General features: G+C 28.7%; 25 protein-coding genes and 1 other annotated feature. Of the genes, 15 read left to right on the plus strand and 10 right to left on the minus strand.

Going from position 1 to position 26,745, the window contains the following annotated elements:
* Window positions 1–112: 112 nt before the first annotated feature.
* From OW730_RS08390 to OW730_RS08415, 6 genes are all read left to right on the plus strand, one after another.
* A complete protein-coding gene (locus tag OW730_RS08390) occupies window positions 113–1,192 on the plus strand; it encodes a sensor domain-containing diguanylate cyclase (RefSeq protein ID WP_271228597.1) in 1,080 nt (359 codons plus the stop codon).
* 132 nt (window positions 1,193–1,324) lie between these two features.
* A complete protein-coding gene (locus OW730_RS08395) occupies window positions 1,325–1,747 on the plus strand; it encodes a hypothetical protein (RefSeq protein ID WP_271228598.1) in 423 nt (140 codons plus the stop codon).
* A gap of 171 nt (window positions 1,748–1,918) precedes the next feature.
* Window positions 1,919–3,136, plus strand: coding sequence for a tyrosine--tRNA ligase (gene tyrS, locus OW730_RS08400; protein WP_271228599.1), 1,218 nt, complete (start codon window positions 1,919–1,921; stop codon window positions 3,134–3,136).
* Window positions 3,137–3,483: 347 nt separating this feature from the next.
* The gene (locus tag OW730_RS08405) at window positions 3,484–5,106 is read left to right on the plus strand and encodes a hypothetical protein (RefSeq protein ID WP_271228600.1); all 1,623 of its coding nucleotides are present in this window, start codon (window positions 3,484–3,486) and stop codon (window positions 5,104–5,106) included.
* A 14-nt stretch (window positions 5,107–5,120) separates the two neighbouring features.
* On the plus strand, window positions 5,121–5,390 hold the full coding sequence (locus OW730_RS08410; RefSeq protein WP_271228601.1) for an EscU/YscU/HrcU family type III secretion system export apparatus switch protein: 270 nt from the start codon (window positions 5,121–5,123) through the stop codon (window positions 5,388–5,390).
* Window positions 5,390–6,079 (plus strand): metallophosphoesterase, encoded by a 690-nt coding sequence (locus tag OW730_RS08415; protein WP_271228602.1) that lies wholly within the window; start codon window positions 5,390–5,392, stop codon window positions 6,077–6,079. Before OW730_RS08410 ends, OW730_RS08415 begins: the two co-directional genes overlap by 1 nt.
* Before the next feature lie 253 nt (window positions 6,080–6,332).
* On the opposite strand, the gene OW730_RS08420 is transcribed toward OW730_RS08415, so the two are convergent.
* The gene (locus tag OW730_RS08420; protein WP_271228603.1) at window positions 6,333–6,752 is read right to left on the minus strand and encodes a DUF4342 domain-containing protein; all 420 of its coding nucleotides are present in this window, start codon (window positions 6,750–6,752) and stop codon (window positions 6,333–6,335) included.
* Between the two features lie 352 nt (window positions 6,753–7,104).
* Window positions 7,105–8,013 (minus strand): DUF2225 domain-containing protein, encoded by a 909-nt coding sequence (locus OW730_RS08425; protein WP_271228604.1) that lies wholly within the window; start codon window positions 8,011–8,013, stop codon window positions 7,105–7,107.
* 505 nt (window positions 8,014–8,518) lie between these two features.
* On the opposite strand from OW730_RS08425, the gene OW730_RS08430 reads away from it, so the two are divergent.
* Window positions 8,519–9,316 carry a GTP pyrophosphokinase gene (locus tag OW730_RS08430; protein WP_271229538.1) on the plus strand — a complete coding sequence of 266 codons (798 nt, stop codon included), beginning with the start codon at window positions 8,519–8,521 and terminating at the stop codon, window positions 9,314–9,316.
* Between the two features lie 183 nt (window positions 9,317–9,499).
* Window positions 9,500–9,628 (plus strand): hypothetical protein, encoded by a 129-nt coding sequence (locus OW730_RS08435; protein ID WP_271228605.1) that lies wholly within the window; start codon window positions 9,500–9,502, stop codon window positions 9,626–9,628.
* A 541-nt stretch (window positions 9,629–10,169) separates the two neighbouring features.
* Here the strand turns inward: OW730_RS08435 and leuS are convergent.
* From leuS to OW730_RS08460, 5 genes are all read right to left on the minus strand, one after another.
* Window positions 10,170–12,602, minus strand: a complete 2,433-nt coding sequence (gene leuS / locus OW730_RS08440; RefSeq protein WP_271228606.1) for a leucine--tRNA ligase — start codon at window positions 12,600–12,602, stop codon at window positions 10,170–10,172.
* An 85-nt stretch (window positions 12,603–12,687) separates the two neighbouring features.
* Window positions 12,688–12,899, minus strand: a binding site (T-box leader).
* Window positions 12,900–12,968: 69 nt separating this feature from the next.
* Window positions 12,969–13,484, minus strand: a complete 516-nt coding sequence (locus OW730_RS08445) for a hypothetical protein (RefSeq protein WP_271228607.1) — start codon at window positions 13,482–13,484, stop codon at window positions 12,969–12,971.
* 9 nt (window positions 13,485–13,493) lie between these two features.
* Window positions 13,494–14,165, minus strand: coding sequence for a J domain-containing protein (locus OW730_RS08450; RefSeq protein WP_271228608.1), 672 nt, complete (start codon window positions 14,163–14,165; stop codon window positions 13,494–13,496).
* A complete protein-coding gene (locus tag OW730_RS08455; RefSeq protein ID WP_271228609.1) occupies window positions 14,149–15,030 on the minus strand; it encodes a DUF5685 family protein in 882 nt (293 codons plus the stop codon). The genes OW730_RS08450 and OW730_RS08455 overlap by 17 nt, the downstream gene beginning before the upstream one ends.
* Entirely contained in the window at window positions 15,030–15,578 is a 549-nt protein-coding gene (locus OW730_RS08460) for a class IV adenylate cyclase (RefSeq protein ID WP_271228610.1), read from the minus strand. The genes OW730_RS08455 and OW730_RS08460 overlap by 1 nt, the downstream gene beginning before the upstream one ends.
* A 148-nt stretch (window positions 15,579–15,726) precedes the next feature.
* Here OW730_RS08460 and OW730_RS08465 point away from each other — a divergent pair, with 148 nt between their 5' ends.
* Window positions 15,727–16,764 (plus strand): nucleoid-associated protein, encoded by a 1,038-nt coding sequence (locus tag OW730_RS08465; protein ID WP_271228611.1) that lies wholly within the window; start codon window positions 15,727–15,729, stop codon window positions 16,762–16,764.
* A gap of 317 nt (window positions 16,765–17,081) precedes the next feature.
* Here the strand turns inward: OW730_RS08465 and fba are convergent, their stop codons facing one another.
* The 3 genes from fba to OW730_RS08480 all read right to left on the minus strand — a co-directional run bounded on the left by fba (window position 17,082) and on the right by OW730_RS08480 (window position 19,333).
* Window positions 17,082–18,020, minus strand: coding sequence for a class II fructose-1,6-bisphosphate aldolase (fba, locus tag OW730_RS08470; RefSeq protein ID WP_271228612.1), 939 nt, complete (start codon window positions 18,018–18,020; stop codon window positions 17,082–17,084).
* Between the two features lie 252 nt (window positions 18,021–18,272).
* Window positions 18,273–18,653, minus strand: coding sequence for a DUF4363 family protein (locus OW730_RS08475; protein WP_271228613.1), 381 nt, complete (start codon window positions 18,651–18,653; stop codon window positions 18,273–18,275).
* A gap of 8 nt (window positions 18,654–18,661) precedes the next feature.
* Window positions 18,662–19,333 (minus strand): DUF421 domain-containing protein, encoded by a 672-nt coding sequence (locus OW730_RS08480; RefSeq protein ID WP_271228614.1) that lies wholly within the window; start codon window positions 19,331–19,333, stop codon window positions 18,662–18,664.
* A gap of 484 nt (window positions 19,334–19,817) precedes the next feature.
* Here OW730_RS08480 and OW730_RS08485 point away from each other — a divergent pair, with 484 nt between their 5' ends.
* The 6 genes from OW730_RS08485 to OW730_RS08510 all read left to right on the plus strand — a co-directional run bounded on the left by OW730_RS08485 (window position 19,818) and on the right by OW730_RS08510 (window position 26,622).
* Window positions 19,818–21,470: a nucleoside kinase gene (locus OW730_RS08485; RefSeq protein ID WP_271228615.1), complete on the plus strand. Its 1,653-nt coding sequence runs from the start codon at window positions 19,818–19,820 to the stop codon at window positions 21,468–21,470.
* A gap of 794 nt (window positions 21,471–22,264) precedes the next feature.
* Complete coding sequence (gene sdaAB, locus OW730_RS08490; protein ID WP_271228616.1) at window positions 22,265–22,945, plus strand: L-serine ammonia-lyase, iron-sulfur-dependent subunit beta; 681 nt, start codon at window positions 22,265–22,267, stop codon at window positions 22,943–22,945.
* A 2-nt stretch (window positions 22,946–22,947) separates the two neighbouring features.
* A complete protein-coding gene (gene sdaAA, locus OW730_RS08495) occupies window positions 22,948–23,817 on the plus strand; it encodes an L-serine ammonia-lyase, iron-sulfur-dependent, subunit alpha (RefSeq protein WP_271228617.1) in 870 nt (289 codons plus the stop codon).
* Window positions 23,818–23,898: 81 nt separating this feature from the next.
* Complete coding sequence (gene cax / locus OW730_RS08500; protein ID WP_271228618.1) at window positions 23,899–24,909, plus strand: calcium/proton exchanger; 1,011 nt, start codon at window positions 23,899–23,901, stop codon at window positions 24,907–24,909.
* Window positions 24,910–25,361: 452 nt separating this feature from the next.
* Window positions 25,362–25,691 carry a hypothetical protein gene (locus OW730_RS08505; RefSeq protein ID WP_271228619.1) on the plus strand — a complete coding sequence of 110 codons (330 nt, stop codon included), beginning with the start codon at window positions 25,362–25,364 and terminating at the stop codon, window positions 25,689–25,691.
* 34 nt (window positions 25,692–25,725) lie between these two features.
* Window positions 25,726–26,622 (plus strand): YegS/Rv2252/BmrU family lipid kinase, encoded by an 897-nt coding sequence (locus OW730_RS08510; protein WP_271228620.1) that lies wholly within the window; start codon window positions 25,726–25,728, stop codon window positions 26,620–26,622.
* Window positions 26,623–26,745: the final 123 nt, after the last annotated feature.

Here is a 26,745-nt window from a genome sequence, read left to right on the forward strand (position 1 = left end):
TTTGCATAATTTATAATAATATTCAAAAAAAAATTTCTATATATGAAGGATTTTTAATAATAAAAATAGAAGTAATAGTAGTGACTAATAAAAATAGGGGTTTGATTTTTTTATGGATGAATTACATGGAAATAACTTTAATTATATAAAAATTAAAGAAGAGTTTGAAACATATAAAAGTTTTGCTGAGAGTACAATAGAACTCTTAAATAATAAGGTAGAGGTTTTAGAAAAAAAAATAGATGCTATTACTAATGTAATGGAGATAAGTAAATATATAAATCTGAACGTAAGTGAAAGTGATTTGATTCCTAAAATTAATGATATGATTGTTGGGATATTGGGGGTTGAATATTCAACTATTTATATTAAAAAAGATGAAAAATTTGTTGTAGAAGCAACTAATATAAGTAAAGAATCTTTTGAAAATCACCAAAAAAGTTATTATGATATACTTGATGATAGGAATCCATTTATAATAAATTGTAAATCTCATAAAAAATCTGAAGATGATCATGGAGAAAATCACTCTATAATAGGTGTTCCAATAAATTTTAGAGGTACAGCCCTTGGATATATAGTAGTGGAACATAGTATGTGGGGATTTTTAAGTTCTGATCACATGAATTTTTTAACTACTATTTCAAACCATATTGGAATAGCTTTAGACAATAATTTTCTATACATGACAATAAGAGAAAGTTCAAGAAGAGACCCTCTTTTAAATATTTATAATAGAAAATTCTTTTTTGATCAATTAGATAAGAAGCTTTCAGATAACTCTAATATTAAATTTGCACTAGTAATGATGGATATTGATGATTTTAAGAAAATTAACGATAGGTATGGACATCAATTTGGAGATAATGTACTCAATAATATAACTAGCGTAATTCAAGATAATATTGGTGAAAAAGATATTCTCGCTAGATATGGAGGAGAAGAGTTAATAGTATATATTGATCAAGTTGGAAGTAAAGCAGAAGTTTATGAGAGAATAGAGGAACTAAGAGAAAAAATTAAAGAAAACTCCTTATATTTTAATGGAGAAAAAGTTATAACAACTATGAGTTTTGGTATTGGATTTTATCCATATGATTCAGAAAATATTGATGGTGTAGTAAGTGTAGCGGATAAATGTTTATATATAAGCAAAAGAAGTGGTAAAGACCAAGTTACATATAGAAAGTAAAAATAAGGTGCCCAGAGTCCAGTTATTATTATAATCTCTTGACTTTGGGTACCTTATTTGAAAAGGAAGCTAAAATGCTGTATAATATACTTAATAATCAAAAAATTCAGAATTTTGAAGGGGGTTATCAAAATGATACAGTTATACTGTGGTAGAATAGGTAGCGGCAAAACAAAATCACTGATTAAATTAGCCAATGAAAAGGTTAGCAAGCGCAAAGGTAATTTAGTTTATATTGATGATGATGATAAAATGAGTTATGAGCTTGATAGGAATATTAGATTTATTTCAACAGATGAATTTGGATTAAAGAATTATGATGAATTTTATGGCTTCTTGAGTGGTGCAATTTCTGAAGATTATGACATAGAAGAGATGTTTATAGATGGTCTTCTAAAAATTACTTCTAGTAGTATTCATGAGTGTGAAGAATTATTAAAAAGAATTCAATGGCTATCAGATAAATTTGAAATAAATATGCATATTAACATAAGTATTAGAATTGATGAAATCCCTGAATATTTAAATTCGTATAATGTTGAGTTTATGAAATAAACATATTAAAAGGATTGAAACGAAAGTTCAATCCTTTTTTTTTTCTGAAAATGAATAATAATATTGTTTTAACTTTGATTTCTAGCTTAATAGTTTCACTCCTTTATGTTGCAAAAATTTCATTTAAGGTTATAATAAGAGAAGGTATATTTAGAATAGGGAGGAATACGAATGGGAAATGTTTATGATATTTTATGTGAAAGAGGATATATCAAGCAAACAACTCATGATAACATAAAAGATATTTTAAATAATGAAAAGGTAACATTTTACATAGGGTTTGACCCAACAGCAGACAGTTTACATGTAGGTCACTTTATTGCAATGATGTTTATGGCACATATGCAAAAAGGCGGACATAGACCTATAGCTTTAGTTGGTGGCGGTACAGCTATGATTGGTGATCCTTCTGGAAAAACTGATATGAGAAAGATGTTGACTAAAGAAGAAATAGAGCATAATGTTAGTTGTATAAAAGAGCAGTTATCAAGACTTATTGATTTTGAAGATGATAAGGCCATATTAGTTAATAATGCAGAATGGTTATTAAACTTAAATTATGTGGATTTTTTAAGAGAAGTAGGTGTATGCTTCTCAGTTAATAAAATGTTAACAGCTGAATGCTTTAAGCAAAGATTAGAAAAAGGATTATCCTTTTTAGAATTTAACTATATGCTTATGCAAGGATATGATTTCTATGAATTGTATAAAAGATATAATTGTACTATGCAGCTTGGTGGAGATGACCAATGGTCTAATATGTTAGCAGGTATGAATATAGTTAGAAGAAAAGAATCTGAGCAAGTATATGCAATGACATGTACATTACTTACTAATAGTGAAGGTAAGAAAATGGGTAAAACTGAAAGTGGAGCTCTTTGGTTAGACCCTGAAAAAACATCACCATATGATTTTTATCAATATTGGAGAAACGTTGATGATAGTGATGTAAAGAAATGCTTATCTCTTTTAACTTTTGTACCTATGGATGAAGTAGAACAACTTTCTTCTCTTGAAGGGGCAGAGATTAACAAAGCAAAAGAGAGACTTGCCTTTGAAGTAACTAAACTTATACATGGCGAAGAAGAAGCTAAAAAAGCTGAGGATGCTGCTAAAACTTTATTTGGAGGAGGCGTTAACTTAGATAACGTTCCTACTGTTATTTTGGGTAAAGAAGAATTAGGAAAAGGCGTTCTTGATGTATTAAACGCTGGAAAAATTATTCCTTCCAAAAAAGAAGGTAGAAGATTAGTAGAACAGGGTGGACTTTCTATAAATGACGAAAAAGTTATTGATATAAATAGAATTATAAGTGAAGATGATATTAAAGATGGAATCATTTTGGTTAAAAGAGGTAAGAAAAAATATTTTAAAGTGATTTTTGAATAGAATAGATACTCTATATTCAATATAAGCCCAAGTTCAGCTTTCATATTGTGGAAGATTAGTAAGCTGAAATTGGGTTTTTATGTTTTGCGGTAAAGATAGGGAAGTTCGTTAATTGCTGGAATTTAAGCATTTGTGATGATTTACTGTTTAAATAACTTAATAATCTTCGATAATAGTAATATATAAAAATAGATTTCATACTTAAAAAACTTATTTATTCAAAAGACATAAGAAAGAGAGTTTTTAAGTTCTCAGTGTGCAATACACAATTAATAAATTAAATGAATAAATTTAAGTTTAATCTGAAATATCGATAATACAAGGTTTATGGATATAGGGGGGAGAATATGTCCGATATCAGAAGTATTTCTGGCTTAAGGCAGATAGATAAAAAAAGGATACATAAAAAGATATCCTTTAATGAAGGCGAAATTGTTAGAGCAAAAGTAAAAGGAACTAGTGATAATAAAACCGTTTTACTTAGAACTATAGATGGATGGGAATTTGAAGCTGAGTTAGATGAACCTATAGATTTAGAGTTATTAAATAAATTCGCAAAGTTTGAAGTTTCTGGATTTAAAGAAGGAAAATTGCAGTTAAAAGTGGTTGAGGGATTTTTAGACGGTGAAAGTGAAAAAAATTCTGTTGATTCCATTATTGAAAAGTTAGGTTTAAAAAAGGATCAGGAAACAATTAACTTACTGAAACTAATGGTTAAATACAAAATGTCTTTAACAAAGGAAAATATATTTTCAATGAAAAGTCTTTTGCAATTTCAAACTAGATTAAATGAGAATAATGATGAAAAAACACAATTCGCTCAAAAGTTCATTTCAAATAAAGGGTTACAAGGTGAAAAAAGTGAATTATATAGTAAACTTATTTGTGACTCTTTAGATAAAATAAAAAATATTGATACTAAATCACTTATATTTCTTTTAAAGAATAATATAACTCCAAGCAGCAAAAATATTCAAATTCTCGAGAATATGGCTACAAATAAGGAGAATATGTTTAGTAGTTTAAAAGAGATGAAAGAAATATTGGCTAATGAGGGGTTGCTTGATAAGAATGGTACTAGTGGATATAAGGGATATAATATTAATAATAATGAGCAAAATGAACTTTTTGCAAGATTAAATAAAAACACAGTGTTTAATGCTATTAATAAATATAGTACCAGTGAAAACAAGAAAATTGAATTTATAGAAAAAATGATTAGTGATATTTTACAAGAAAGCTCTGAAGATGACTTGAAAAGATTGAAAGAACTTAAGAGTGAAATATCATTTAAAGAGATTGAAAATGATAAAGGACAAGAAAATACAGTAAAAGAAGGTACTAACAAGGAGCATATTGATAAAGAAACAATAAAAGATGATATAAAAAAAGAAATATTAAAAGATCCAAAATTAATTACATCTGATCAAATTAAAAAAGATATTAATGAAGTTCTTAAAGATTCAAAAGAAATTTTAAAAATGATTTTATCAAAAGATAATAATGAAAGTAATGAATTAATGGATAAATTACAAGGATTTATAAACAATAATATTAATAAGATAAAAGTATTTAATTCTATAAGTAATGAATATTATTACTTTGATAGTCCTTTTAAACATAATAATGAAGAATATCCTTTTAAATTTATAATTAAAGATGAACGAAAAAAAGAAAAGAAAATTGATTCAAAAAATGTTAAAATGATTGTATCATTAAAAACAAAAAATATTGGTACAATTGACAGTTTGATTAAAATAAAAAATTATAACCTTAGTATTAACTTAAAATGTGATTCAAAATGGAAAAAAGTTGTGGAAATGACTAAAAGTAAATTAGAAGATAAATTTGATGATAGTAAATTTTTAATAAATATAAGTGTTGAAGAGAGAGAAGAAGAGATAAATATTATAAATTGTAACGATTTTTTTGAAGATGATAATTTTAGTGTTTTAAATGTTAAAGTTTAAAAGGATGTGATTACATGAGAGAAAGAAAAAAAGCAGCAGCGCTTAAATACGAAGCCAATATGGAAGCGCCTATTGTTACGGCGGCTGGTGTTGGAAAAATTGCTGAAAAGATAATTGAAGAAGCTGAAGCAAATTTTGTTCCAACAATAGAAAATAAAGAATTGGCAGAATTACTTACTAACGTAGAATGTGGTGAAGAAATCCCTACAGAACTATATGATGTTGTAGCTAATATTCTTGCTTATGTAATGGAATTAGACGAGAAAGTAGAGGGTGATAAATAGTGGCTTTATACGCTATATCTGATTTACATCTATCATTTGGAGTAGATAAACCTATGGGGATTTTTGGTGAGAAGTGGGTTGATCATCACTTGAGAATAAAGGAAAACTGGATTAATAAGATATCTTATAGTGATACTGTAATTATCGGTGGAGATATATCATGGGGCATGAGTAAAGAGGAAGGGTTTAAAGATTTAGAATGGTTAAATTCATTACCTGGTAATAAGATGCTCATTAGAGGAAATCATGATTATTGGTGGAGTGGCATAAAAAAGCTTAATTCTCTTTACGATAATATGATGTTTATACAAAATAATTTTTTCCCATATGGTGAATATGCTATATGTGGTACTAGGGGATGGATTTGTCCTGGTGGATATAATTTTAAAGAAGATAAAGATAGAAAAATTTATAATAGGGAATGTATAAGAGCGGAACTGTCCTTAAAAGCTGCTAAAGATGCGGGATATAATAAAATAATATTTGTTACTCATTATCCTCCCTTTAACGAGAAGAGAGAAGATAATGAATTCATAGGCTTATTTAAGACATATGAAGTAGAAAAAGTAATTTATGGACACTTACATGGGATAGGAACAAAGAATGCTTTTGAAGGGGAATATGAAGGGATAGAATTTATTTTAACTTCAGTAGATCATATTGACTTTGACCCAGTGATAATACTATAAAAACATAATTGAGAATTGAGAATGGAGAATTGAGAGTGTTGGACATTTCACTCTGTGAAATCTTAATTTTATTGTTCCTTGGATAAAAGTGGTTTACTCGTTTCATTTTAATGAAACATTGTATTTGGAATACAATGTTTTTATAGAGAAAAATCAAGAAAATGGGCAGTCTAAAAATGATTATTAATCATTTTTAGACTGCCCATTTTTTAAATCATTAACTTTATTTACATCTATCATTTAGGGACACTGTTCATTGATTCTTTTCTAGTAATTGTGGAACCTCTTCAACCTTCTCATCTTTTTTATCACCTTTTTGAATCTCAAATTTATGCCCTGTAGCTAAAGCTACTAAACTTAATGGTATAACTGCATGAAATCCTATTACTGTACAAATTGCCGCTACATTAGCTGAAAGATTTATCTTTTCTACATCATCTTTTTTAACTATAATTCTTGTTTTAAATCCTTTATCACATAACTCCTTAGCTGTAGCCCCAATATTTTCATACGATTTGTTGTATCCTTTTGATTTAACCTTATCATTTTTATCAAGATAAGCTAAAGCATCTACTATATTCCCATCAAACATTTCTAAAGCCTCTTTAGCTTCTGTATAACTAACCTTAGCCCTACTTCTTAATTCATCTATTTTTTCTAAAGTAATATTCATAATTTATCCCTCCAAATTTATTTTTTTCTTTCACTTGATGATTATATTATAAGTTCTTTAGATTATAGCCTCCTTAATAGAAGATTAAAATTTCATTAGAAAAAATTAGAATTGTATTAAATAAGGGTTTACTAAAATTAAGAGTAACTTTAAGTTGATTTTTTTGCTAAGAAATTTAATAAATTAATTTTGAAATGAAATATTCAATGGAGAATACAATATTTTATCATAGATAAAATGAGTCAAAATCCCTTGGGCTAAAGAATAATAAAATAAAGGTTCTGACTTAAGTCAGAACCATCCTTCATTATACATTATCAATTATCCATTATACATTTGCTTTACAAGTTTATTATTTTTTCCCGAAGAGTTTTCCGAACAATCCTTTTTTATTACTTGAATCAGTTTTTTCCGATAAATCTTGAACCAGTGGGTCATGAGTTTCAGTATCATTATTTTCAGCGAGTTCTTTCTGTTTCTTTTTTATTGTTATAATATCTTTTTGATCTCGAGCTAGGTCTTTTAATGAGGATTTAACACCAGGGGTGGTTAGAACATTACTCAACCATATTAGAGCATTATCGTAATCGTTTATACGATGATATAATTCTCCTATGAGATACATTGTGGTGTATTTATCCATACCATATATAGGGAAAACTTCATTGTAATAAGCTTCTTTAAATCCAGTCAGGGCTTCTTCCATAAATTTTATTTCTAAAGGTCTGAACTTTTCTTCAGGTTTAAGTCTATACATCCATGCTATTTTAAGGCAGGTTATTGCTTTCGTACTATTTTTTGATTTCCTAACTATATAATTTAATAATGATATTTTGTAGCGTTCAATTGCATGATTCTCATCTCTAACTCTAGGATATTTCCTGCCAGTCCACTGGCTAGTGATATTTTCAAGAATTGTTTTTCTCTCAGATTGAGAGAGTCTATCAAAATCACTTTTCATAGCAGCATAACCACAAGCATTACATAACCATACATCATAAAAATATGGGTTTATTAAAGTGTAATTTATATAAAAATCACTTTCTTTACCTGAGGTTTTATATGCTGAGGATTTTACTGAAGGTGTTTTGAAACTATCACCGCAAACTGGACAAACCACTGTTCTATCATATAAATAGGTTTCCATATTGATTTTTTTCTCGATGACAGGTTCATCTTTTAGTTCTTTTTTGTAAATATCTATGGCATCTATATTTTTAAAACCAATTTCTTTTAATTCTTCAAATAATTTATTATCCACTGTATGCCTCCCTCATAATGAGTTACTTCATTAATTATATCAAAAAAAAATTATCCTTAAAATAAAAAGATTAAAAGAATTAGTAAAATGTTATATAATATAAGTATATAATATTTTTAGAAATTTAGTTTAGTGTAAAAAGTCATGATAGAAAAACATTGAGACGTAAAAGATAACTTGGAAATTGAAAGTGGAAAATGGAAAACGATGGAGGTTTTGCTACGCAAAACTACATTTTATTGTTCTTTAGAACAATAGGGGTTTATTTATTTTATCTTTAGATAAAATATTGTAATTTTAAATACAAGGTTTCATCAAGATGAAACGAGTAAATTATTTTTATCCGAAGAACAATATGATTAAAATTTCTCGAAGAGAAATATCCTACGTTTTCAACTTTCAACTTTCAATTTTCAACTCGCTTTTGTGCTTTATTATGAACTAATATTCATGTAATCGATTTATTAATACAGATATTTAATATATTTATTAGAAGGGTGATTTGATGGTGGCAATGGATTGGAAGAAGTTTACAATGCCCTATGAGCAAGCAATAGATGAATTAAAGATTAAGTTTAGAAGTATAAGAAAAGAATGCAAAAAAAGAGGAACTTATTCGCCAATAGAATTTGTAACGGGCAGAGTTAAAGAAATGTCTAGCCTTTTAGAGAAAGCAAATAAATTTGACATTCCATTAGAAAGAATTCAATATGAAATTGAGGATATTGCAGGCTTAAGAATTATGTGTCAGTTTGTTGATGATATTGATAAAGTAATAGATATGATTAGAAAAAGACAAGATATGCAAATTATTTATGAGAAAGATTATGTTGATAATGTTAAAAATAGTGGTTATAGAAGTTATCATATTATAATAAAATATCCAGTTAATATGTCAGATGGCGTTAAAGTGATATTGGCGGAACTTCAAGTAAGAACTTTAGCAATGAATTTTTGGGCTACAATAGAACATTCACTTAATTATAAATACAAACATAATATTCCTCCACACATAAAGAAAAAACTTAAAAGTGCAGCAGATGCAGCCTTTAGACTAGATCAGGAAATGTTAGAGATTAAGGAAGAAATAAAAGATGCTCAGAAGTTGTTTGGAATAAAATCAAGTTTGGTTTCTGACATAGTGAGAAATATAGAAATGTTATCTTCAGTAGGAAAATCTACAGAGGCAGCTAGATTTAGAAAAACTCTGGACTCACTTATTGAAGAGGGGAATATTATTCAATTTAGTGAACTATTAAATACTACGGAAAAAGCTTTACATAATAAAGGAGTCAAAAATTAAAAACATAGTGGACAGTGGACAGTTTAAAGTTGACAACGAAGGACATTTCTCTCCGAGAAATTTTAATTTTAGGCTCTGTTAAAAATTATTGTTGATATACGCTAATATGCGAAGCCTTTTGATATAATATTTAAATAGTTTCGCATCATGATTATATGGCTAAATATTAAGGGGGAATATTTTATGTTAGAAATATTAGAGTTTGTGTTTCAGGACTTTTGGCACTGGTTTGGAACATTAATACTTTTGGGGGTTATTGCTGAAGGGATAGGTGGAATGTTTAGAAAAACCATAATTAAATCAGATAAGTAAAATGAAAAAGAATAAGACACAATTCAAATATAAGACGCTAAAAAGTGCTTCACTAAGCACTTTTTTATATATAGATTTTTCAACACAGTTGTTTAACAGAGCATAATTTTATTATTCCTTGGACAATGTAGGTTTACTCGTTTCATTTGGGATGAAACATTGTAGTTAAAAGTCAATATTGGATTCTTGAATATTAATATATATAAAACTGATTATAATCTATAATCAGTTTTTTATGTTTTTACAAATATCTTAAAATTGAATTTGATACTATTTTTAAAACAATAATAGAGTTAGTAAATAAGTACAATGAGTGGAACTCATATATATGATTAAGAATATGCTATTTGTTATAATCAATAAGATTTGTTTTTTAGAGATAAAATTTATATGAAAATTACAATATTTTATCTGAAGATAAAATGAGTAAAAACGTTTTCTCCTAAAGAACAATAAGATATAGTTTTGCGGAGCAAAACATCCATCGTTGTCCACTGTCCGTTGTCAACTGTCAACTAAAAAAAGCCCATCAGGGCTTTTTTTACTTAGCTACTATATTAACAAGTCTTCCTTTTATAACGATTACTTTAATAATATTTTTACCTTCAGTAGAATCTTTAATAGTATCATTAGCTAAAGCAGCTTCTTTTATTTCATCTTCAGATAAACCTGTTGGGATATTAATCTTAGCTTTTATTTTACCGTTTATTTGGATTGCTATCTCAACTTCATCTTTAACAAGGGCAGAAGCGTCGAATACAGGCCACTTGTCGTTGAATACAGAGTAATCCATACCTAATGATTCCCAACACTCTTCTGAGAAGTGAGGTGCAAATGGAGCAAGTAATTTGATAAAGTCAATTAAACATTCTTTTAGGAAAGATGGATTAATAGTTTTTTCATTTAAATACTTATTGAAAGCATTAACTAATTCCATCATTCTAGCAATTGCTGTGTTAAATTGCATTTTTTCAGTGTCTTCACTAACTCCTTTAATTGCTGTATGTCTCCAGAAATTTAATTCTTTTTCTGCTTTTGTGATATCTGAAATTCCGTTCTCATTAACACGTTCTATAGCTTTTTCTGCTATACGTTCAACTCTTTCAACAAAACGTGCTATAGATTTAACACCATCATCACTCCAAGCGCCACCTTCAGTGTAACCGAATCCGAACATTAGATACATTCTAAATACATCAGATCCATACTTGCTTATATAATCATCTGGTGAAATAGTGTTTCCTTTTGATTTACTCATTTTTAATCCATCTGCACCTAGGATAAGTCCTTGGTGTGTAAGAGATTTAAATGGTTCATCAAAATTCACGTAACCCATATCTCTTAATGCTTTAGTTATAAATCTTGCATATAGAAGGTGCATACAAGCATGCTCAGGTCCACCTACATATTTATCAACTGGAAGCATAGCATTGATTTTTCCGCTGTCGAATGGATTGCTCTTATTGTTTGCATCTGGATATCTTAGATAATACCAAGAAGAACAAACGAATGTATCAAGAGTATCAGCTTCTCTTGTAGCATTTCCACCGCACTTTGGACAAGTCGTATTTAAGAAAGATTCACATTTAGCAAGTGGTGATTTACCATCTGGAGCAAACTCAACGTCATAAGGAAGTTCAACTGGTAATTGCTCTTCAGGAATAGGTACTGTACCACAGTGATCACAATAAACAACAGGAATTGGAGCACCCCAGTATCTTTGTCTTGAAACAAGCCAGTCTCTTAATCTAAAGTTAACTTTTTCACCACCAAGATTCTTTTCATTAAGAGAAGCAAGAATAGCTTTTTTACCTTCTTCAGTTGAAAGACCATCAAATTCACCACTGTTTATCATTATTCCATGCTCTGTAAATGGAAGTTCTTCGACCCCTTCAATAACTCTCTCAATTGGAAGGTTATATTTAGTTGCGAAAGCAAAATCACGCTCATCATGAGCTGGAACTGCCATAACAGCACCAGTACCATATGAATTTAACACGTAATCACCAATCCATATTGGAACTTTTCTTCCGTTAATAGGGTTAATTGCGTAAGCTCCAGAGAATACTCCAGTTTTTTCTCTAGTAATTGATTGACGCTCTATTTCAGATTGTTTTTTAGTATCTTCAATGTATTTTTGTACTTCTTCAAGCTGTTCAGGTGTAGTTATCTTTTCTACAAGTTCATTTTCAGGAGCAAGAACAACGTAAGATACTCCAAATAAAGTATCAGCTCTTGTTGTGAATACCTCAAATGATAGTTCAGAATCTACGATTGAGAATTCAATTTGACCTCCTGTTGATCTACCAATCCAGTGTTTTTGCATTGATTTAGTTTTTTCAGGCCAATCAAGTCCATCAATCATATCAAGAAGTTCATCAGCATATTCTGTAATTTTGAAGAACCATTGAGTAAGGTTCTTTTTAGTTACTTCAGTATCACATCTTTCACATAGTCCATCTAAAACCTGCTCATTAGCTAGAACTGTATTACAGCTAGGGCACCAATTCACAGGAGCTTTCTTTCTGTAAGCTAATCCTTTTTCATATAGTTTTAAGAATAACCATTGAGTCCATTTGTAATATTCAGGATCGCAAGTTATAAGTTCATGGTCCCAATTAAACATTGCTCCCATAGCTTTAAGTTGTTCTTCCATTGTAGCTACATTATTTTCAGTAGAATCCTTAGGGTGAACTCCAGTTTTTATTGCATAGTTTTCTGCCGGTAATCCAAACGCATCAAATCCCATAGGTTGGAATACGTTGTATCCCTGCATTCTTTTCATTCTAGCCCAAGAATCTACTGGACCGTAGTTGAACCAATGTCCTGCATGTAATTGAGCTCCAGAAGGGTATGAAAACATTTCTAAAACATATAGTTTTTTATCTAGATTATTTTCATCAAACTTATATAAGTTTGTATCAGCCCATTTTTGTTGCCATTTTTTATCAATAGCAGTTGAATATTTTGCCATATAATGACCTCCTCAAATGTTTTTTAGTCTTGTTGTGATAAAATGAAATCTACTTCATTTTTTATAATAAAAAAACTCCGTCTCAGTAAGAGACGAAGTATAATTCGCGGTACCACTCTAATTCGGATATAAATATAAATATAAATATCCATCTTATTTGTATAACGGCTTTACCGTATCTGTTTTTCTACAGATATGCTCCAAGGCGAGTTCGAAAGTTTGCATTACTGTTTCACACCACCCAACAGCTCTCTGAGAATACAAAATAAATCTACTACTCCTATTCATTGCAGTAACATATTAAATTATCGATTTAATTAATATATGTTATTATACATTTAACCTTTTTTTCTGTCAAGAGAATAATTATTTCATCTTCTTAACTGTTTTAAACTTTTTAGTTATAAATACTACATAAGTAGTAAGTGCATAATCATAAACAATAAATAATACTTGTAGAACTATTATTAATATTATTACTGAAAAATTAAATGCAAAAATATCTGCAAATAATTTGCTATATAATAAAAAGCTAATTAGTACCCCTAAGTTAACAAATAATAATTTTAAAAGAAATTCTATAGGGGCATTCCTGCAACTTTCAAGAAAAAGTTTAATAAAAGGATAAGCTCCAAATATTAAAATATATACAATGGCAATACCTAAGTTAGCAGATAATAAAAATAAAGATAATAGGGAAGTTGCCATGTAGCTAATAAATGCAGTTCTCTTGTCTGTAATTATAATTGAAGTTACAACTATGCAGGATGAAATAAATAAGAAAAATAATTTATTAAAATTTAGTAATACACTCATATAAAGAATTATGATGTTTAAAGCAGTTAATACTCCACCAAGAGCTATAAATCTTGAGTTTTTCATAAAATCCTCCTACATACAGTCAATTAAATCTCCACCAGCACATTCGCAAAGAGAATCAGCACACCAAAGTTTAAAGCACATATCAAACATATCATTATCTCTATGTCTTCTTCCATAATAATTTTGTCTATATGATGTTGTACTGAAATTTGTTTGTTCAAGAGCATTTCTGTATTCAGGATGAGAAGGATTCATTCTACATGCTACAGATAGATATCTTTTAGCACTGTCATTCCAGCCCTTTTTGCTAAATAATATTCCCATAAGGTAATTCCACTCAGCATCTCTTGTCTTTACTGTATTTAGTTTCTGTTCAGCAGAACGTAAATTTCCAGAATAAATATCATTTCTTATATTTTCATAAAAGTTTTGAGATTGATAATTCTGTTGATTATAGTTGTTGTTAGTGTTAGTGTTAGTGTGTGAACTTTGTGTATTATAAGTGTTATTATTAGTATAAGAGCTACTTCTACTGCTATGAGTATTACTCTCACTTGCAGATTTCATAAGTGTATCATATGCTTCGTTTATTTCACGCATTCTTTCTTCAGCAAGATCTCTAAGTGGATTATCATCATATTGATCAGGATGATATTGCTTAGCTAACTTCTTGTATGCTCTTCTAATTTCATCTTTAGTGGCACCTTTTTTTACATTAAGAATCTCATAAGGATTTTCCATTGTGATCTTCACTCCTTTTCAAAACATTATCCATTTTCTCAATCAATCCTAAATGAAGTATATTATCAAGTAAATCAATATTTTTCTTGAGAGGAAGTTTTTTAAGATTAACGGTACAATTATAACCACAACTTAAAAGTAAATCTTCAATTCTCAAGTAAATTTCTTCAGAAAATTTATTGAAATTCAAATCTTTTTTATTAAAAACTGCATTTATGGGATTATATTTACCTTTCTCAAGGTCATCTTTTAAATCATCCCATGCATCTATTATATAAATCCATTTACCTAAATTATACCCTAACCAATAGAGATTTTCACTAAATTCTTCATTTTTATAGTAGTAAGATATAATAAGACCTGTAATATCTGCAAATGGATGAGAAATTTCATCTATATTATCTGAAAAATTCTCTTTTTCCATTAAGGAAAGCTTATTTAAATTAGTTTTAATATTTTCTATAACTTCTTCATAATCATTCTTGTTTCTTTTTATATATGGTTTAAGAATTGAAGAAAAAAAAGAAGATTTTAATGATTTATCATCCTCTACATCATCCATAAGTTTATAATATGCAAGTATTACATTTGAAAAAGCAGCATAATTTATAGCTTCATTGTTAATAATTTTAGTTCTTTTTTTTATAGGATGCATAATACAAGCATTGTTTATAATATTTCTTTTATCATTATTTAAAGAATCTAATAATATAGCAAGGAAGGTCATATCATAGTTCAAAACTAATCTAGGTAATTCACCAAAAGAATTTTTTATAGCAACACATAGACCACAATAATAAGATCTGAATATTTCATAATCCTTCATTTTTAATTCCATCTTACATGGAAGTACATATCCAAACATTATAGACCTTTTACAGCTCCTTCGTTTTGTAGAATTTCATAAATTGTAGCAGATGTAGTGTCCTCAAGTGTATAGCCTAAAAGAGAAACAACTTCTTCTAATTCTTTTTCATTCGCTGTTTCAATTTCAATATAAGGAAAAGGACAAAAACTCTTATCATTTATATCTATTTCTACTAAAGTATTTTTATATTGATAACTTTCTCTACTTTTTTTAATTTCTTGAACTAATTTAAGTCCAAGTGCTTTAAAAATAGCAATACCTTCATTACAATCAAGAATTTCAGTTTCATTTTCATCCATAATTTTATACTTTTCTTGACTTAATAATTTTTTTACAGTCATATAGTGAATTGTTTTATTATTTAAATTATCATTAACCGTTCTAATTCTTGCATAGCCTTTATTATTAAGAAGGCGTCCATCTTCAAAATCATAAATTCTATTTATTTGATCTTCTTTTTTTACATTCTTGGCATTTAATCCAGTTAATTTTGCTCTTATTTCTTCTGGATCAATTTTAATAATCCTAACTTCTAATTCTTTCACAAAATCACTCCTTATTAAAGGATTATATCATAAATTGAATATACAATGTGTTACTAAATTGAAAATATGAATATGTGAGGTATGTATAGATTTGAATTTTTTTTGTTAACAATATATAATTGAGATTGCATTAAAAGGAGGAGATATTTTGGAGTATGTTAGTGATATTAATATTTATGAGGCTGTAATTCACGTTTTAGACAATAATGGAGAAGAACCAATACTTAATGAGTTTGCATTAGATTTAAGTGATGAACTATATACGTACTTGTTAAAGCATATTCAAAAGGCATTGAAAGATGAAGAATTAAAATATGCAAAATACAGTGAAGAGAGAAATATTGTAAGAGAAATGTGTCAACAGTACTTAAATGGACATGAGAATATTTTAGAAGTCTCTAAAGAAATATCAAGACAAATGTTTATGCTTATGAAGAGTGGAGGGAATATTCCTTCTTGTGATATGATTGTTGTTGCTTTTTCATGTGAATTAGGTCCTATGTTGGGAATACTTAAAATGGATTATATAAAGAACTATATGCATACAATTGATTTTATAGAAGATAAAATAGGAATAAATATAATACCACAATTTACAGGATTACCGGGAAGTGGTCAAAGAGTATCTAAATGTGCTTTTGTTAAAGTGTTTAAAGAAGGTAATAAATTTGATCTTCTTGTAGTTGATAAAAAAAAGAAAAGCAAAGATGCAGAAGAATATGGAGCAAATTATTTCATTGAGAATTTCTTAGGTTGCTATATTATTGATAGTGAGAGAGATGAAACTAAAGCATTTTATAACGCTGCAGAGAAATGGACTAGAGCAAATCTGGGAGAAAATGCAGTAAAAGCAGAAGAGGTAAGACGTAAAGTAAAAGAAAAATTAAGAGAAGAAGACAATATCAATATTGAACAATTTACACAAGAAGTATTTGAGGAACAGAAAGAAATTCAAGAGGACTTTAAAAACTTTGCACTTAATGAAGGGGTAAAACAAGAAGTTCAAGTAGATAAAAATTGGGTAGAAAAGAAGCTTAAGAGAACAAGATTGAAAATTGATAGTGATATTGATTTATACCTTACTCAAGATGCTTATAATGATAATGAGAGATTTGAGATAAAGCGTAATGGAGATGGAAGCATTAATATATTGATTAAACATGTTAGAAACTACATTGAAAAGTAGAAAACTTCCTTGAAATAATAAAAGCTAAAACAAGTGGAAAATGGAAAATTGAAAGTTGATAACGTAGGATGTTTCTGCTCCATGAGCAGAAACTACATTTTATTGGTTATGAAACAAAAGGGGTTTACTCGTTTTCATTAACATAAAACATTGTACTTTAAATACAATATTTTATCTTAGATAAAATGAGTGAACCTTTTTAAACTATAGAACAATATAATGTAGTTTCTGCCCATAAAGGCAGAAACAACCATCGTTTTCCGTTGTCAATTTTCAACTTTCAACTAAAAAAAAGCACGGTTTAACCGTGCTTTTTATTATTTATAGCTTCCTAATACGTTTTCAATCTTTCCAGTTACAAGGTCTGTAACATTTTCTCTACCTAATCCTAAGTATTTTCTTGGATCGAATTCTTCTGGTTTTTCATTTAATACTTTTCTGATTGAACCAGTCATAGCTAATCTTATATCAGTATCCATGTTAATTTTACATACTGCCATAGAAGCAGCTTTTCTTAACATTTCAGTTGGGATACCTTTAGCTCCACCAAGGTTACCACCGTTTTCGTTACACATTGCAACATATTTTTGATCAACAGCAGAAGCACCGTGTAATACTATTGGGTAGTTATGTATACCAGCAGCTTCAAGTTTCTCAGTGATCTTTTCTAATCTTGCAAAGTCTAATTTTGCTTCACCTTTGAATTTGTAAGCACCGTGGCTAGTACCGATAGCTATAGCTAATGAGTCAACACCAGTCTTTTGAACAAATTCTAAAGCTTCATCTGGATCAGTGTAGATAGCATCTGCTTCAGATACGTCAACGTCATCTTCTACACCTGCTAATCTTCCAAGTTCAGCTTCTACTGTAACGTTTCTTTCGTGAGCGTATTCAACAACTTTTTTAGTGATTTCAATATTCTCTTCAAGTGGGTGGTGAGAACCGTCAATCATAACAGATGTGAATCCTAAGTCTATTGCTTTCTTACAAGTTTCAAAATCAGGACCATGATCTAAGTGTAAAGCTATATCTAAACCTGTTTCTTCAACAGCAGCATCTACTAAGTGCTTTAAATATGCTGGTCTCATGTATTTCATTGCTCCAGCTGATACTTGAAGTATAACAGGAGTGTTTTTTGCTTTACATGCATCAACTATACCTTGAACAATCTCCATATTATTGATGTTAAAAGCACCTATTGCATAACCGCCTTTAAATGCTTCTTCAAACATTTTTTTAGTATTTACTAATGCCATTTAATCTCCGCCTTTCATAATATATGTAAGTTATACATAAACTACTTTGTAGATTTATATATAAAAGAACAAAGAAGATAAAACAAAGAACAATAAATATAGATTCTCATGTTAGTGAGAATCATCCAGCATTCTCCATTCTCCATTCTCCATTCTCAATTTATTTTAGGCACTGTAGTGCCTTTTTTAAAATACTGTCCTATATCATTATATAGAATTTGTGGTATATTGCAAATTGAATTTGCATTTTTATTAGAGTATATTATGCCATGTTATCTTTTCTAAAGCATTAATCTCATTAATTAAGTACTTTATCACGCTAATACAAGGGATTGCTTCAGATTTATTTTTATATTGTGTGTAATCAGTTAATTTAACTATTTCACAACTTATTAAATCTAATTCATTAGTATTTACATAAACGAACATAGCTTTAGAATTTTTATTCCATAACTTTAGAAGTCTTTCAGATTCGGTATGAGCTTCTTCCCAATTAGAAGAAATCACAAAATCATGTATTTCATCACATAATATATTTGTTTCAGTTGTAATAGTATATATTTTATTTATTGAGAATAAAATATATACTACTAAAAATACGAAAATAGCAAGACTGATTTTTGTTCTAGTCATAATTCACCTCAAGAACGTAATTGATAAAAGAACTTTCCTCTAGAATCATAAATTGCAAAAAACACCTTCTTGTAATCAAGGATTTTATGTCTTATAAGTTGTTCTTCAAGCCAATGAATATCTTTATCAATAACTTTTAAGTTATTATGATTTATTTTACCATCTAAGATTAATGTAACAGGAAGTTTATCCTGAGATGAACGGATATTTAAGTCAGCTTTTGTTACAACAGTTCTAGATGTAACAGGAATAATCGATAATTCTCCACTTGTTTCTAAAATAGCATATTCAATATCCTCAATATTATAAAAACCTTTTAAACGTAATTCTTCAAGCAAATCATTTAAATTGACTTTTTGATATTCCATCTGATCAATCTGGATTTTCCCCTGTTCAATAAGAACACTAGGTTTCCCGCAAATGTATTTTCTAGCATACTCACTTTTTAAAGATAAAAACATAGTTATAACTTGTAAAAATAATAGAGTTATAATTGGTCCTATTATATGAATTAATGGTATTCTGATGTCTTGCATGGGTATTGTTGCAAGTTGAGAAATCATAACTGTGATAACAAGTTCAAAAGGCTGTAATTGACCTAATTGTCTCTTTCCTGTTAAACGTATTATGACAAGAGTAAAAAAATATAATATAATAGTTCTAATAATTAAAACAAACATAATCTTCTCATCCTAATATAATTTTAGTACTTATGTTTTAACGATTAATTATATTTTGTACATAATAATAAAAATTATTATGAACCATACTATATATGTTGATGTGATTAGATGAGAATGTTTAAATGCATGAAAGAGAAACATTGCGACGTAAAACATAACTGAACAGTTAAAAATGGAAAGTGGAAAACGATGGAGGTTTTGCTCCGCAAAACTACATATTATTGGTCTTTAGAAGAAGAGGGGTTTGCTCATTTTATCTTTAGATAAAATATTGTAATTTAGAATACAAGGTTTCATTTAGATGAAACGAGTAAACTATTCTTGTCCGAAGAACAATATGATTAAAATTTCTCGAAGAGAAATATCCTACGTTTTCAACTTTCAATTTTCCACTTTCAACTTGCTTTTCTAAAGCACAATAGTTTCTTATTATGTATATAGTAAATATATTAAACAGAATTTTTAAGGGGGTATATGAAGAATGTATAATATAACATTGATTGATGGTAGAAATGTAACAGCAGATGAAGGGCAAATATACCTAGATATAGTGAAGAAATACGAATTAGAGAATGAGATTCCTGTAGTTTTAGGAAAATTTAATGGGAAACTTAGAGAGTTAAATAAACCTATAAAAGAGAGTGGTTTTTTTGATGTGGTTGATATAAGAAATAAATCAGGTATGAGAGCTTATACTAGGACATTAAAAATGATTTTGATAAAAGCTACATTAGATTTGTTCCCAGGGGCAACTATAACTATTGAGCATTCTCTTAGTAAAGGGTTATTCGGAGAAATTCATAAAGAGACACCTCTAAATGAAGAGGAGATATTAAAAATAAAAGAAAAAATGCAAGACTTGATTAATAATGATATTGAAATAAAAAGAGAAAAAGTTACTAAAGAAAGAGCGATTGAAATCTTTGAAGAGTATGGAATGAGTGACAGAGTTAGAGTATTAAAACATATAGACCGAGAGTTTATAACATTATATGACCTTGATGGATATTATGATTGTTTTTATGGACTTATGGCTCATTCTACAAGTGTTATTAAAAAATTTGATCTAATAAAATATGAAAGTGGGTTTATATTAAGATTTCCAACTAGAACAAAACCACTTGAATTACCTAAATTTGTAGAACATAAGAAACTAGCTAAAATATTTTATGAGAGTGAACAATGGGGTAAAATTTTGCACGTTGGTGATTTAGGTGGATTAAATGAGATAATTACAAATGGAGAAATTGGTGAGTTTATAAGAGTGAATGAAGCACTGCATGAGAAAAAAATTGCTTATATAGCTGACATGATTACTAGTAAAGAAGAAGTAAAAGTAGTATCTATAGCAGGTCCTTCTTCATCAGGAAAAACTTCATTTACAAACAGACTTGGGATACAGCTAAGAGTTAATGGGCAGATACCTATTTTGATTTCTCTTGATGATTATTTTGTTGATCGTGAAAAAACTCCAAAAGATGAGAATGGAGAGTACGATTTTGAGTCTATTTATGCTTTAGATTTAGAATTGTTTAATGATCATTTAGAGCGTTTATTAAATGGGGAAGAAATTCAAGTTCCAGAATTTAATTTTAAAATTGGTAAAAGAGAATGGAATGGTAAAAAGTTAAGAATACCCGAAAATGGAATTTTACTTCTAGAAGGAATACACGGATTAAATGAAATGTTAACATCTTCAGTGGATAAAAAGAACAAATTTAAAATATACATTAGCTGCTTAACTCAATTGAATGTAGATAACCATAATAGGATTCCTACAACAGATGTTAGAACTTTAAGAAGAATAGTTAGAGATACATTATCAAGGGGATGGGATGCAGAGAGAACTTTGAAGATGTGGCCGTCTATTAGAAGGGGAGAAGAAAGAAATATATTTGTTTTCCAAGAAGAAGCGGATGTTATGTTTAACTCAAACTTAGTTTATGAGCTAGCCGTCCTTAAAAAATATGCGATAGAAGAACTAAAAAAGATAACTTCTGAAAGTCCAGTGTACTATGAAGCTAAAAAACTTATAGCATTTTTAGAAATGTTTAAAGAGGTGGATAAGGAATTAGTTCCTGATAATTCTCTGCTTAGGGAATTTGTTGGAGGAAGCTACTTCTATAAATACTAAATAACAAAAAATAATTGATAAAAATTGAAAACTTAAGTGTAAAGAAAATTTTTAAAGAGAATGTATAATGGATAATTGAGAATGGAGAATGTTGGACATTTCTCTTCGAGAAATTTTAATTATATCGTTCTTCGGACAATAGGGGTTTACTCGTTTCATTTGGAATGAAACATTGTAATTAAATCTAGGATTTCTTTTAAAGGTAGTTTAAAACCTAATTATTTTGAGAAATAACATTAAAAATATTATAAAAAAAATCAATATAATAAAACTGATTATAGATTAAATCTGTAATCAGTTTTTCCTTTTATATAAAATATTATTTTTATGAGTTATGATATTTAAAAATCTATATAAGAAAGGTATTTTAATGGAAATGCTTAATATAATTTTTTTATTTAATCAAGTAATGTAATATTATCTATCATATACAATATTTTATCTCAGATAAAATGAGTAAAAAGGTTTATACTAAAGAACAATAAAATATAGTTTCTGTGTAAGCAGAAACATCCATCATTATACATTATCCATTATCAATTATACATTTGTTTCAAGGGTGTTTTATCCAAAGAATTTTCTATGAATAAACACCTTATCATTAATAACAATAAAATATGTTAAATATTCTTAACATTGGGAAATAAAAATAAGTATTGTATGTTTAGTTTTTTTAAAATATAATATTTCTGTTATAAAGATATGAAAGTTAAAGAAAAGAATCCTTCAAAGAGTTATACGAATAAAATTAAATTCTGTGCTTTTGTATAAATATGAATAAGGATGTGATTGAAATGAAAAATTATGGTGTTTTTGATATATTGGGACCTGTTATGATTGGTCCATCTAGTTCACATACTGCTGGTGCTGCAAGGCTAGCAAAAATGGCAAGTACTATTTCAGGTGAAGGGATTGTAAAAGTTGAGTTTATATTACATGGCTCTTTTGCTAAAACATATAGGGGTCATGGTACAGATAGAGCTTTAGTTGCTGGAATTTTAGGAATGGATCCATGGGATATTCGTATTAGAAATTCCTTTTCTCATGCTGAGGATCAAAAATTAGAGTATTATTTTATTGAGGGAGATTTAGGTGATGTTCACCCTAACACAATCAAATTTAGGATATTTAAGGAAAGTGGCAGAATTGTTGAAATATCTGGCTCATCCATTGGTGGAGGAAGTATAAGAATATATGAAGTTGATGGTCAACCAGTTGAATTAAATGGTGAATATCCTACATTAATAATTTCATATAAAGATCAACCAGGAATGTTATCAAAGATTAGTACAATCTTATACGAGAATGAAATAAATATTGCTTTTCTGAAAGTATTTAGAAATATTAGAGGAGAGCAGGCAGTAATGGTTTGTGAAACAGATTCTAGCAGCGGCCGTAATGTACGTCTTGCAATTAGAGCACTAGGAGATATATATTCTGTTAAGGAGATTAAACCTTTAAAGGAGGGTGAATAAAAATGTTTGTTAATACAGGAAAAGATCTAATAGAAATATGTAGTAAAGAGAATATTTCTATAGCTGAATATACAATAAGGACTCAAGTTGATACAAAAGGAGTCGAGAGAGAAGAAGTTATAGACAAAATGAGAAATAATCTTAAAGTAATGATGGAATCTGCTGAATTTGCTCTTAAGAATAGAGTTAAATCTGTTAGTGGTTTAATAGGTGGGCAGGCGAAAACTTTATATGATTATTCACTTAATGAACAAACACTGACAGGTGAATTTTTAGTTAGGGCTATGGCTAGAGCACTTTCATGTTCAGAAGTAAATGCAGCTATGGGAAGAATAGTTGCTGCGCCGACAGCGGGTTCTTGTGGTATTTTACCAGCTGTTATAATAAGTGCTGCTGAAAAATTAGGAAAAAATGAAGATGAGATGATCAAAGCTTTATTTACTGCTTCAGGAGTAGGAATTATTATCGCAAAAAATGCGACTTTATCAGGAGCAGAAGGTGGATGTCAAGCAGAGTGTGGATCAGCTGCAGCAATGGCAGCGGCAGCAGTAATTGAGATGATGGGGGGAACTCCTGAGATGGCACTGCATGGAGCTGCAATTGTAATAAAAAATATTTTAGGATTAGTTTGTGATCCTGTAGCTGGATTAGTAGAAATACCATGTGCGAAAAGAAATTTAGCAGGAGCTGTAAATGCTCTTTCTACTGTTGATCTTGTAATGAGCGGAGTTACAAGTTTTATACCATTTGATGATGTTGTTAGTGCTATGTATAAGGTGGGAAAAAGTTTACCTTGTGAGTTAAGAGAAACAGCACTAGGAGGAGTAGCAACAACTGAAACAGGAATTTTATTAAAAAATAAAGTTTTATAGAATAATTAAATAACAAAATTTAGTAACTCATATGAACTCTTTTCATAAAATATATAGTAATATTTTATGAGAAGAATTCATATGAGTTTAATTATTTTAGGTTTTCAAAATATCACAGGAGTAATATTTTATTCCATACTTATTATAGCTCTTGCATTTTTTCTAGGTAAAAGTACTAATAATCTTTCTGATATGCTAGGATATAAGGTTGGAGGTTTAATTGGGGCAACTCTTGGAAATCTTCCTGAACTGATTATGGGTATTTGGACATTACGCTATGGAATGATTCAAATGGCACGTGGAGCATTAATGGGGTCTATTATTAGTAATATGTTATTAGGACTTGGAATTGCTGTAGTATTTGGAGGAGTAAAATATAAAGAACAGCGTTTTAATAAAATTATTGCTAGAACAAATTTTAATATGTTATTTATGGCTATGACCTTTTTGGTAATACTAACTACACTAAAGAGATATGGAAATATATCTGTAAATATTGAACAATCAATCAGTTCAAAAGTTGCAATAGTTATGCTTGGAGTATATATTTTAGGTTTGGTTTTTTCACTAATAACTCACAGGAATAATTTTGTTATGAGTGAAGAAGGAGAAGAAATAGAAGCGAGAGTTAAGGGCAATATAATAAAAACTATTATAAAACTATTTATTATTTCAATTTCTTTATATTTTGTGAGTGAGAGATTGATTGGTAATGTGAAAATTGTTGTGGAGAGTTATAATATTTCTGAAGGTTTTATGGGTATAATCCTAATACCTTTATTAGGTAATATTGGAGAGAATACCTCTGCAATAATGGGAGCATTAAGGAACAAAGTTAATTTAAGTTTAGAAACTGCTATAGGCTCAAGCATACAAATGGCATTATTTGTAACACCTATTATGGTAATTGTGTCAGTATTTTTAGGTATAAATTTAACTCTATTTTTTACAGTATTTCATGTAATTATGATAGGTGCAGCTGTTGGAATTTCATATTTTGTTTTTCAAGATGGAAAAACTTATTGGTTTGAAGGAATAATATTGATTTCAACTTATATAATAATAACATTAGCGTATTATTATTTACCTTAAGGTCGGCTTAAAAATTACTTCTTCTTTTATTTTAAAAATGTGAATCCTGCTATCACTTTTTGAAATAATTTTAGTAGAAGTTATTTTTAAACGATCCTTAGCAATTACAAAGAGCAAAGAATAAAAAAGAATAAAGAAAAAAGAACAAAGAACAAATTATGTTATTTTTCTTCCTGATAGTCAGAAAAAAATGTATATTGAATAGTAATTCAATATTAAGTTTTTTAATCTTTTATATATTAAAAGCTTTCAGCTTAACTGAAAGGTATCATTATTTGTTCTCTATTCTTTGTTCTCTGTTCTCTAATCTTTTTAATTGTTCTTTAATCTTTGTTCTTTATTAAGATAATTATCATTTTAAAAGAAAAATCTTAATATATATTAATTAAGAATGAGAAGTTTTAATGTTTTAATAAATAAATAATTAATGAACTTAAGTTAGGTGATATGCTTTGACTCAGAGAAAAGTAATAGAGTCTTACTTTCAAGATTTGAATAATCTAGTGGATATATTGACAAAATTAGTTGGATCATATAGAGCATTGATAGGAGGTGCGGATGAAATAAGCAGAATAACTTTTGCAGATAAAAGCAATGTGAAAGATGCCCTTAAAAGGGCAGAAGAATTAGGCGCTATAATAGATGAAATAATAAAAACATTGGATAAAGTATGTTATACTTATATTAATTACACTAAGATTAAATCAGAGGCCGTTAGGGCAAAAATTGATGCTCAAAATATAATGATAGAAATTAATGAAGAGCTTAAATTCAGGAACTAAGATTAAAAAATAGGAAATTAGGGGCGAATGTAAAATGAAGAAGATATTATTTGTGTATAATCCTTTTTCAGGTGAAAGAATTATTTTAAACTATTTAGATAAAATTATTGAATTGCATGAGAAAAGTGGATATTCGGTACATATTAAGAGAATTGAGAGAACAGAAGAATTACAAAAATTTTTTGAAAGTGTTGAAGAAAATTATGAATATATTTTGGTATCAGGTGGAGATGGATCAATAGATATCGTAGTTAATGCTATGAAAAAAAGCAATATTGATATGCCTATTGGAATAATACCAACGGGTACAGCAAATGATTTTGCTAAATTTTTAAATATACCTTTGGATATAGTTAAAGCATGTAAGCAAGTTATTGAAGGGACAGAATTCAAGGTGGATCTTGGAAAAGCAAATGATCAATATTTTGTTAATGTTGCTAGTATGGGATTATTCACTGATGTTTCTCAAAAAACGGATACTACTATTAAAAATACTATAGGAAAGTTAGCCTATTATATAAAAGGGATAGAAGAAATTCCTAATCTCAGAAAATTGAAAGTGAAGTTAAAGTGGGATAAAGGTGAGTTTGATGATTACATATATCTGCTCTTAGTGTTAAATGGAAAGACAGCTGGAAATATAAATTTAGCTTATAAAGCCGAACTTGATGATGGAAAATTAGATGTGCTTGTTTTTAAAGCTACTAGAGTAATTCAAATTTTAAATATTTGTTATAAACTAATTAAAGGTGAGCATTTAGAAGAAAATATTGAAGGATTAACTTACTTCAAATGTGATAATTTGCATATTGAATGTGAAGAAGGAATTGTAACTGATATTGATGGAGAGAAAGGACCGGATTTTCCTTTGGAGATTAAATGTATTAATAAGGGATTGACGCTGAGAGGAAAAGCGCTAAAAGATAATTGAAAACTGAAAGTGGAAAGTTGAAAACGATGGAGGGTTCTGACATAAGATCAGAACCTACATTTATTTTATTTTTTAAGATAAAAGGTTGCTGACAAGTTAGATTTGTCGCAACCTTTATTGTAT

This window comes from Oceanirhabdus sp. W0125-5, from assembly GCF_027938815.1.
Taxonomy (GTDB): domain Bacteria; phylum Bacillota; class Clostridia; order Clostridiales; family Clostridiaceae; genus Oceanirhabdus.

Excerpts from the sequence above, each read along its gene's own strand:
- OW730_RS08390 (WP_271228597.1), top strand. The coding sequence starts at position 113 with ATGGATGAATTACATGGAAATAACTTTAATTATATAAAAATTAAAGAA.
- OW730_RS08395 (WP_271228598.1), top strand. The coding sequence starts at position 1,325 with ATGATACAGTTATACTGTGGTAGAATAGGTAGCGGCAAAACAAAATCA.
- tyrS (WP_271228599.1), top strand. The coding sequence starts at position 1,919 with ATGGGAAATGTTTATGATATTTTATGTGAAAGAGGATATATCAAGCAA.
- OW730_RS08405 (WP_271228600.1), top strand. The coding sequence starts at position 3,484 with ATGTCCGATATCAGAAGTATTTCTGGCTTAAGGCAGATAGATAAAAAA.
- OW730_RS08410 (WP_271228601.1), top strand. The coding sequence starts at position 5,121 with ATGAGAGAAAGAAAAAAAGCAGCAGCGCTTAAATACGAAGCCAATATG.
- OW730_RS08420 (WP_271228603.1), bottom strand. The coding sequence starts at position 6,752 with ATGAATATTACTTTAGAAAAAATAGATGAATTAAGAAGTAGGGCTAAG.
- OW730_RS08430 (WP_271229538.1), top strand. The coding sequence starts at position 8,519 with ATGGTGGCAATGGATTGGAAGAAGTTTACAATGCCCTATGAGCAAGCA.
- OW730_RS08435 (WP_271228605.1), top strand. The coding sequence starts at position 9,500 with ATGTTAGAAATATTAGAGTTTGTGTTTCAGGACTTTTGGCACTGGTTT.
- leuS (WP_271228606.1), bottom strand. The coding sequence starts at position 12,602 with ATGGCAAAATATTCAACTGCTATTGATAAAAAATGGCAACAAAAATGG.
- OW730_RS08445 (WP_271228607.1), bottom strand. The coding sequence starts at position 13,484 with ATGAAAAACTCAAGATTTATAGCTCTTGGTGGAGTATTAACTGCTTTA.
- OW730_RS08450 (WP_271228608.1), bottom strand. The coding sequence starts at position 14,165 with ATGGAAAATCCTTATGAGATTCTTAATGTAAAAAAAGGTGCCACTAAA.
- OW730_RS08455 (WP_271228609.1), bottom strand. The coding sequence starts at position 15,030 with ATGTTTGGATATGTACTTCCATGTAAGATGGAATTAAAAATGAAGGAT.
- fba (WP_271228612.1), bottom strand. The coding sequence starts at position 18,020 with ATGGCATTAGTAAATACTAAAAAAATGTTTGAAGAAGCATTTAAAGGC.
- OW730_RS08475 (WP_271228613.1), bottom strand. The coding sequence starts at position 18,653 with ATGACTAGAACAAAAATCAGTCTTGCTATTTTCGTATTTTTAGTAGTA.
- OW730_RS08480 (WP_271228614.1), bottom strand. The coding sequence starts at position 19,333 with ATGTTTGTTTTAATTATTAGAACTATTATATTATATTTTTTTACTCTT.
- OW730_RS08485 (WP_271228615.1), top strand. The coding sequence starts at position 19,818 with ATGTATAATATAACATTGATTGATGGTAGAAATGTAACAGCAGATGAA.
- sdaAB (WP_271228616.1), top strand. The coding sequence starts at position 22,265 with ATGAAAAATTATGGTGTTTTTGATATATTGGGACCTGTTATGATTGGT.
- sdaAA (WP_271228617.1), top strand. The coding sequence starts at position 22,948 with ATGTTTGTTAATACAGGAAAAGATCTAATAGAAATATGTAGTAAAGAG.
- cax (WP_271228618.1), top strand. The coding sequence starts at position 23,899 with ATGAGTTTAATTATTTTAGGTTTTCAAAATATCACAGGAGTAATATTT.
- OW730_RS08510 (WP_271228620.1), top strand. The coding sequence starts at position 25,726 with ATGAAGAAGATATTATTTGTGTATAATCCTTTTTCAGGTGAAAGAATT.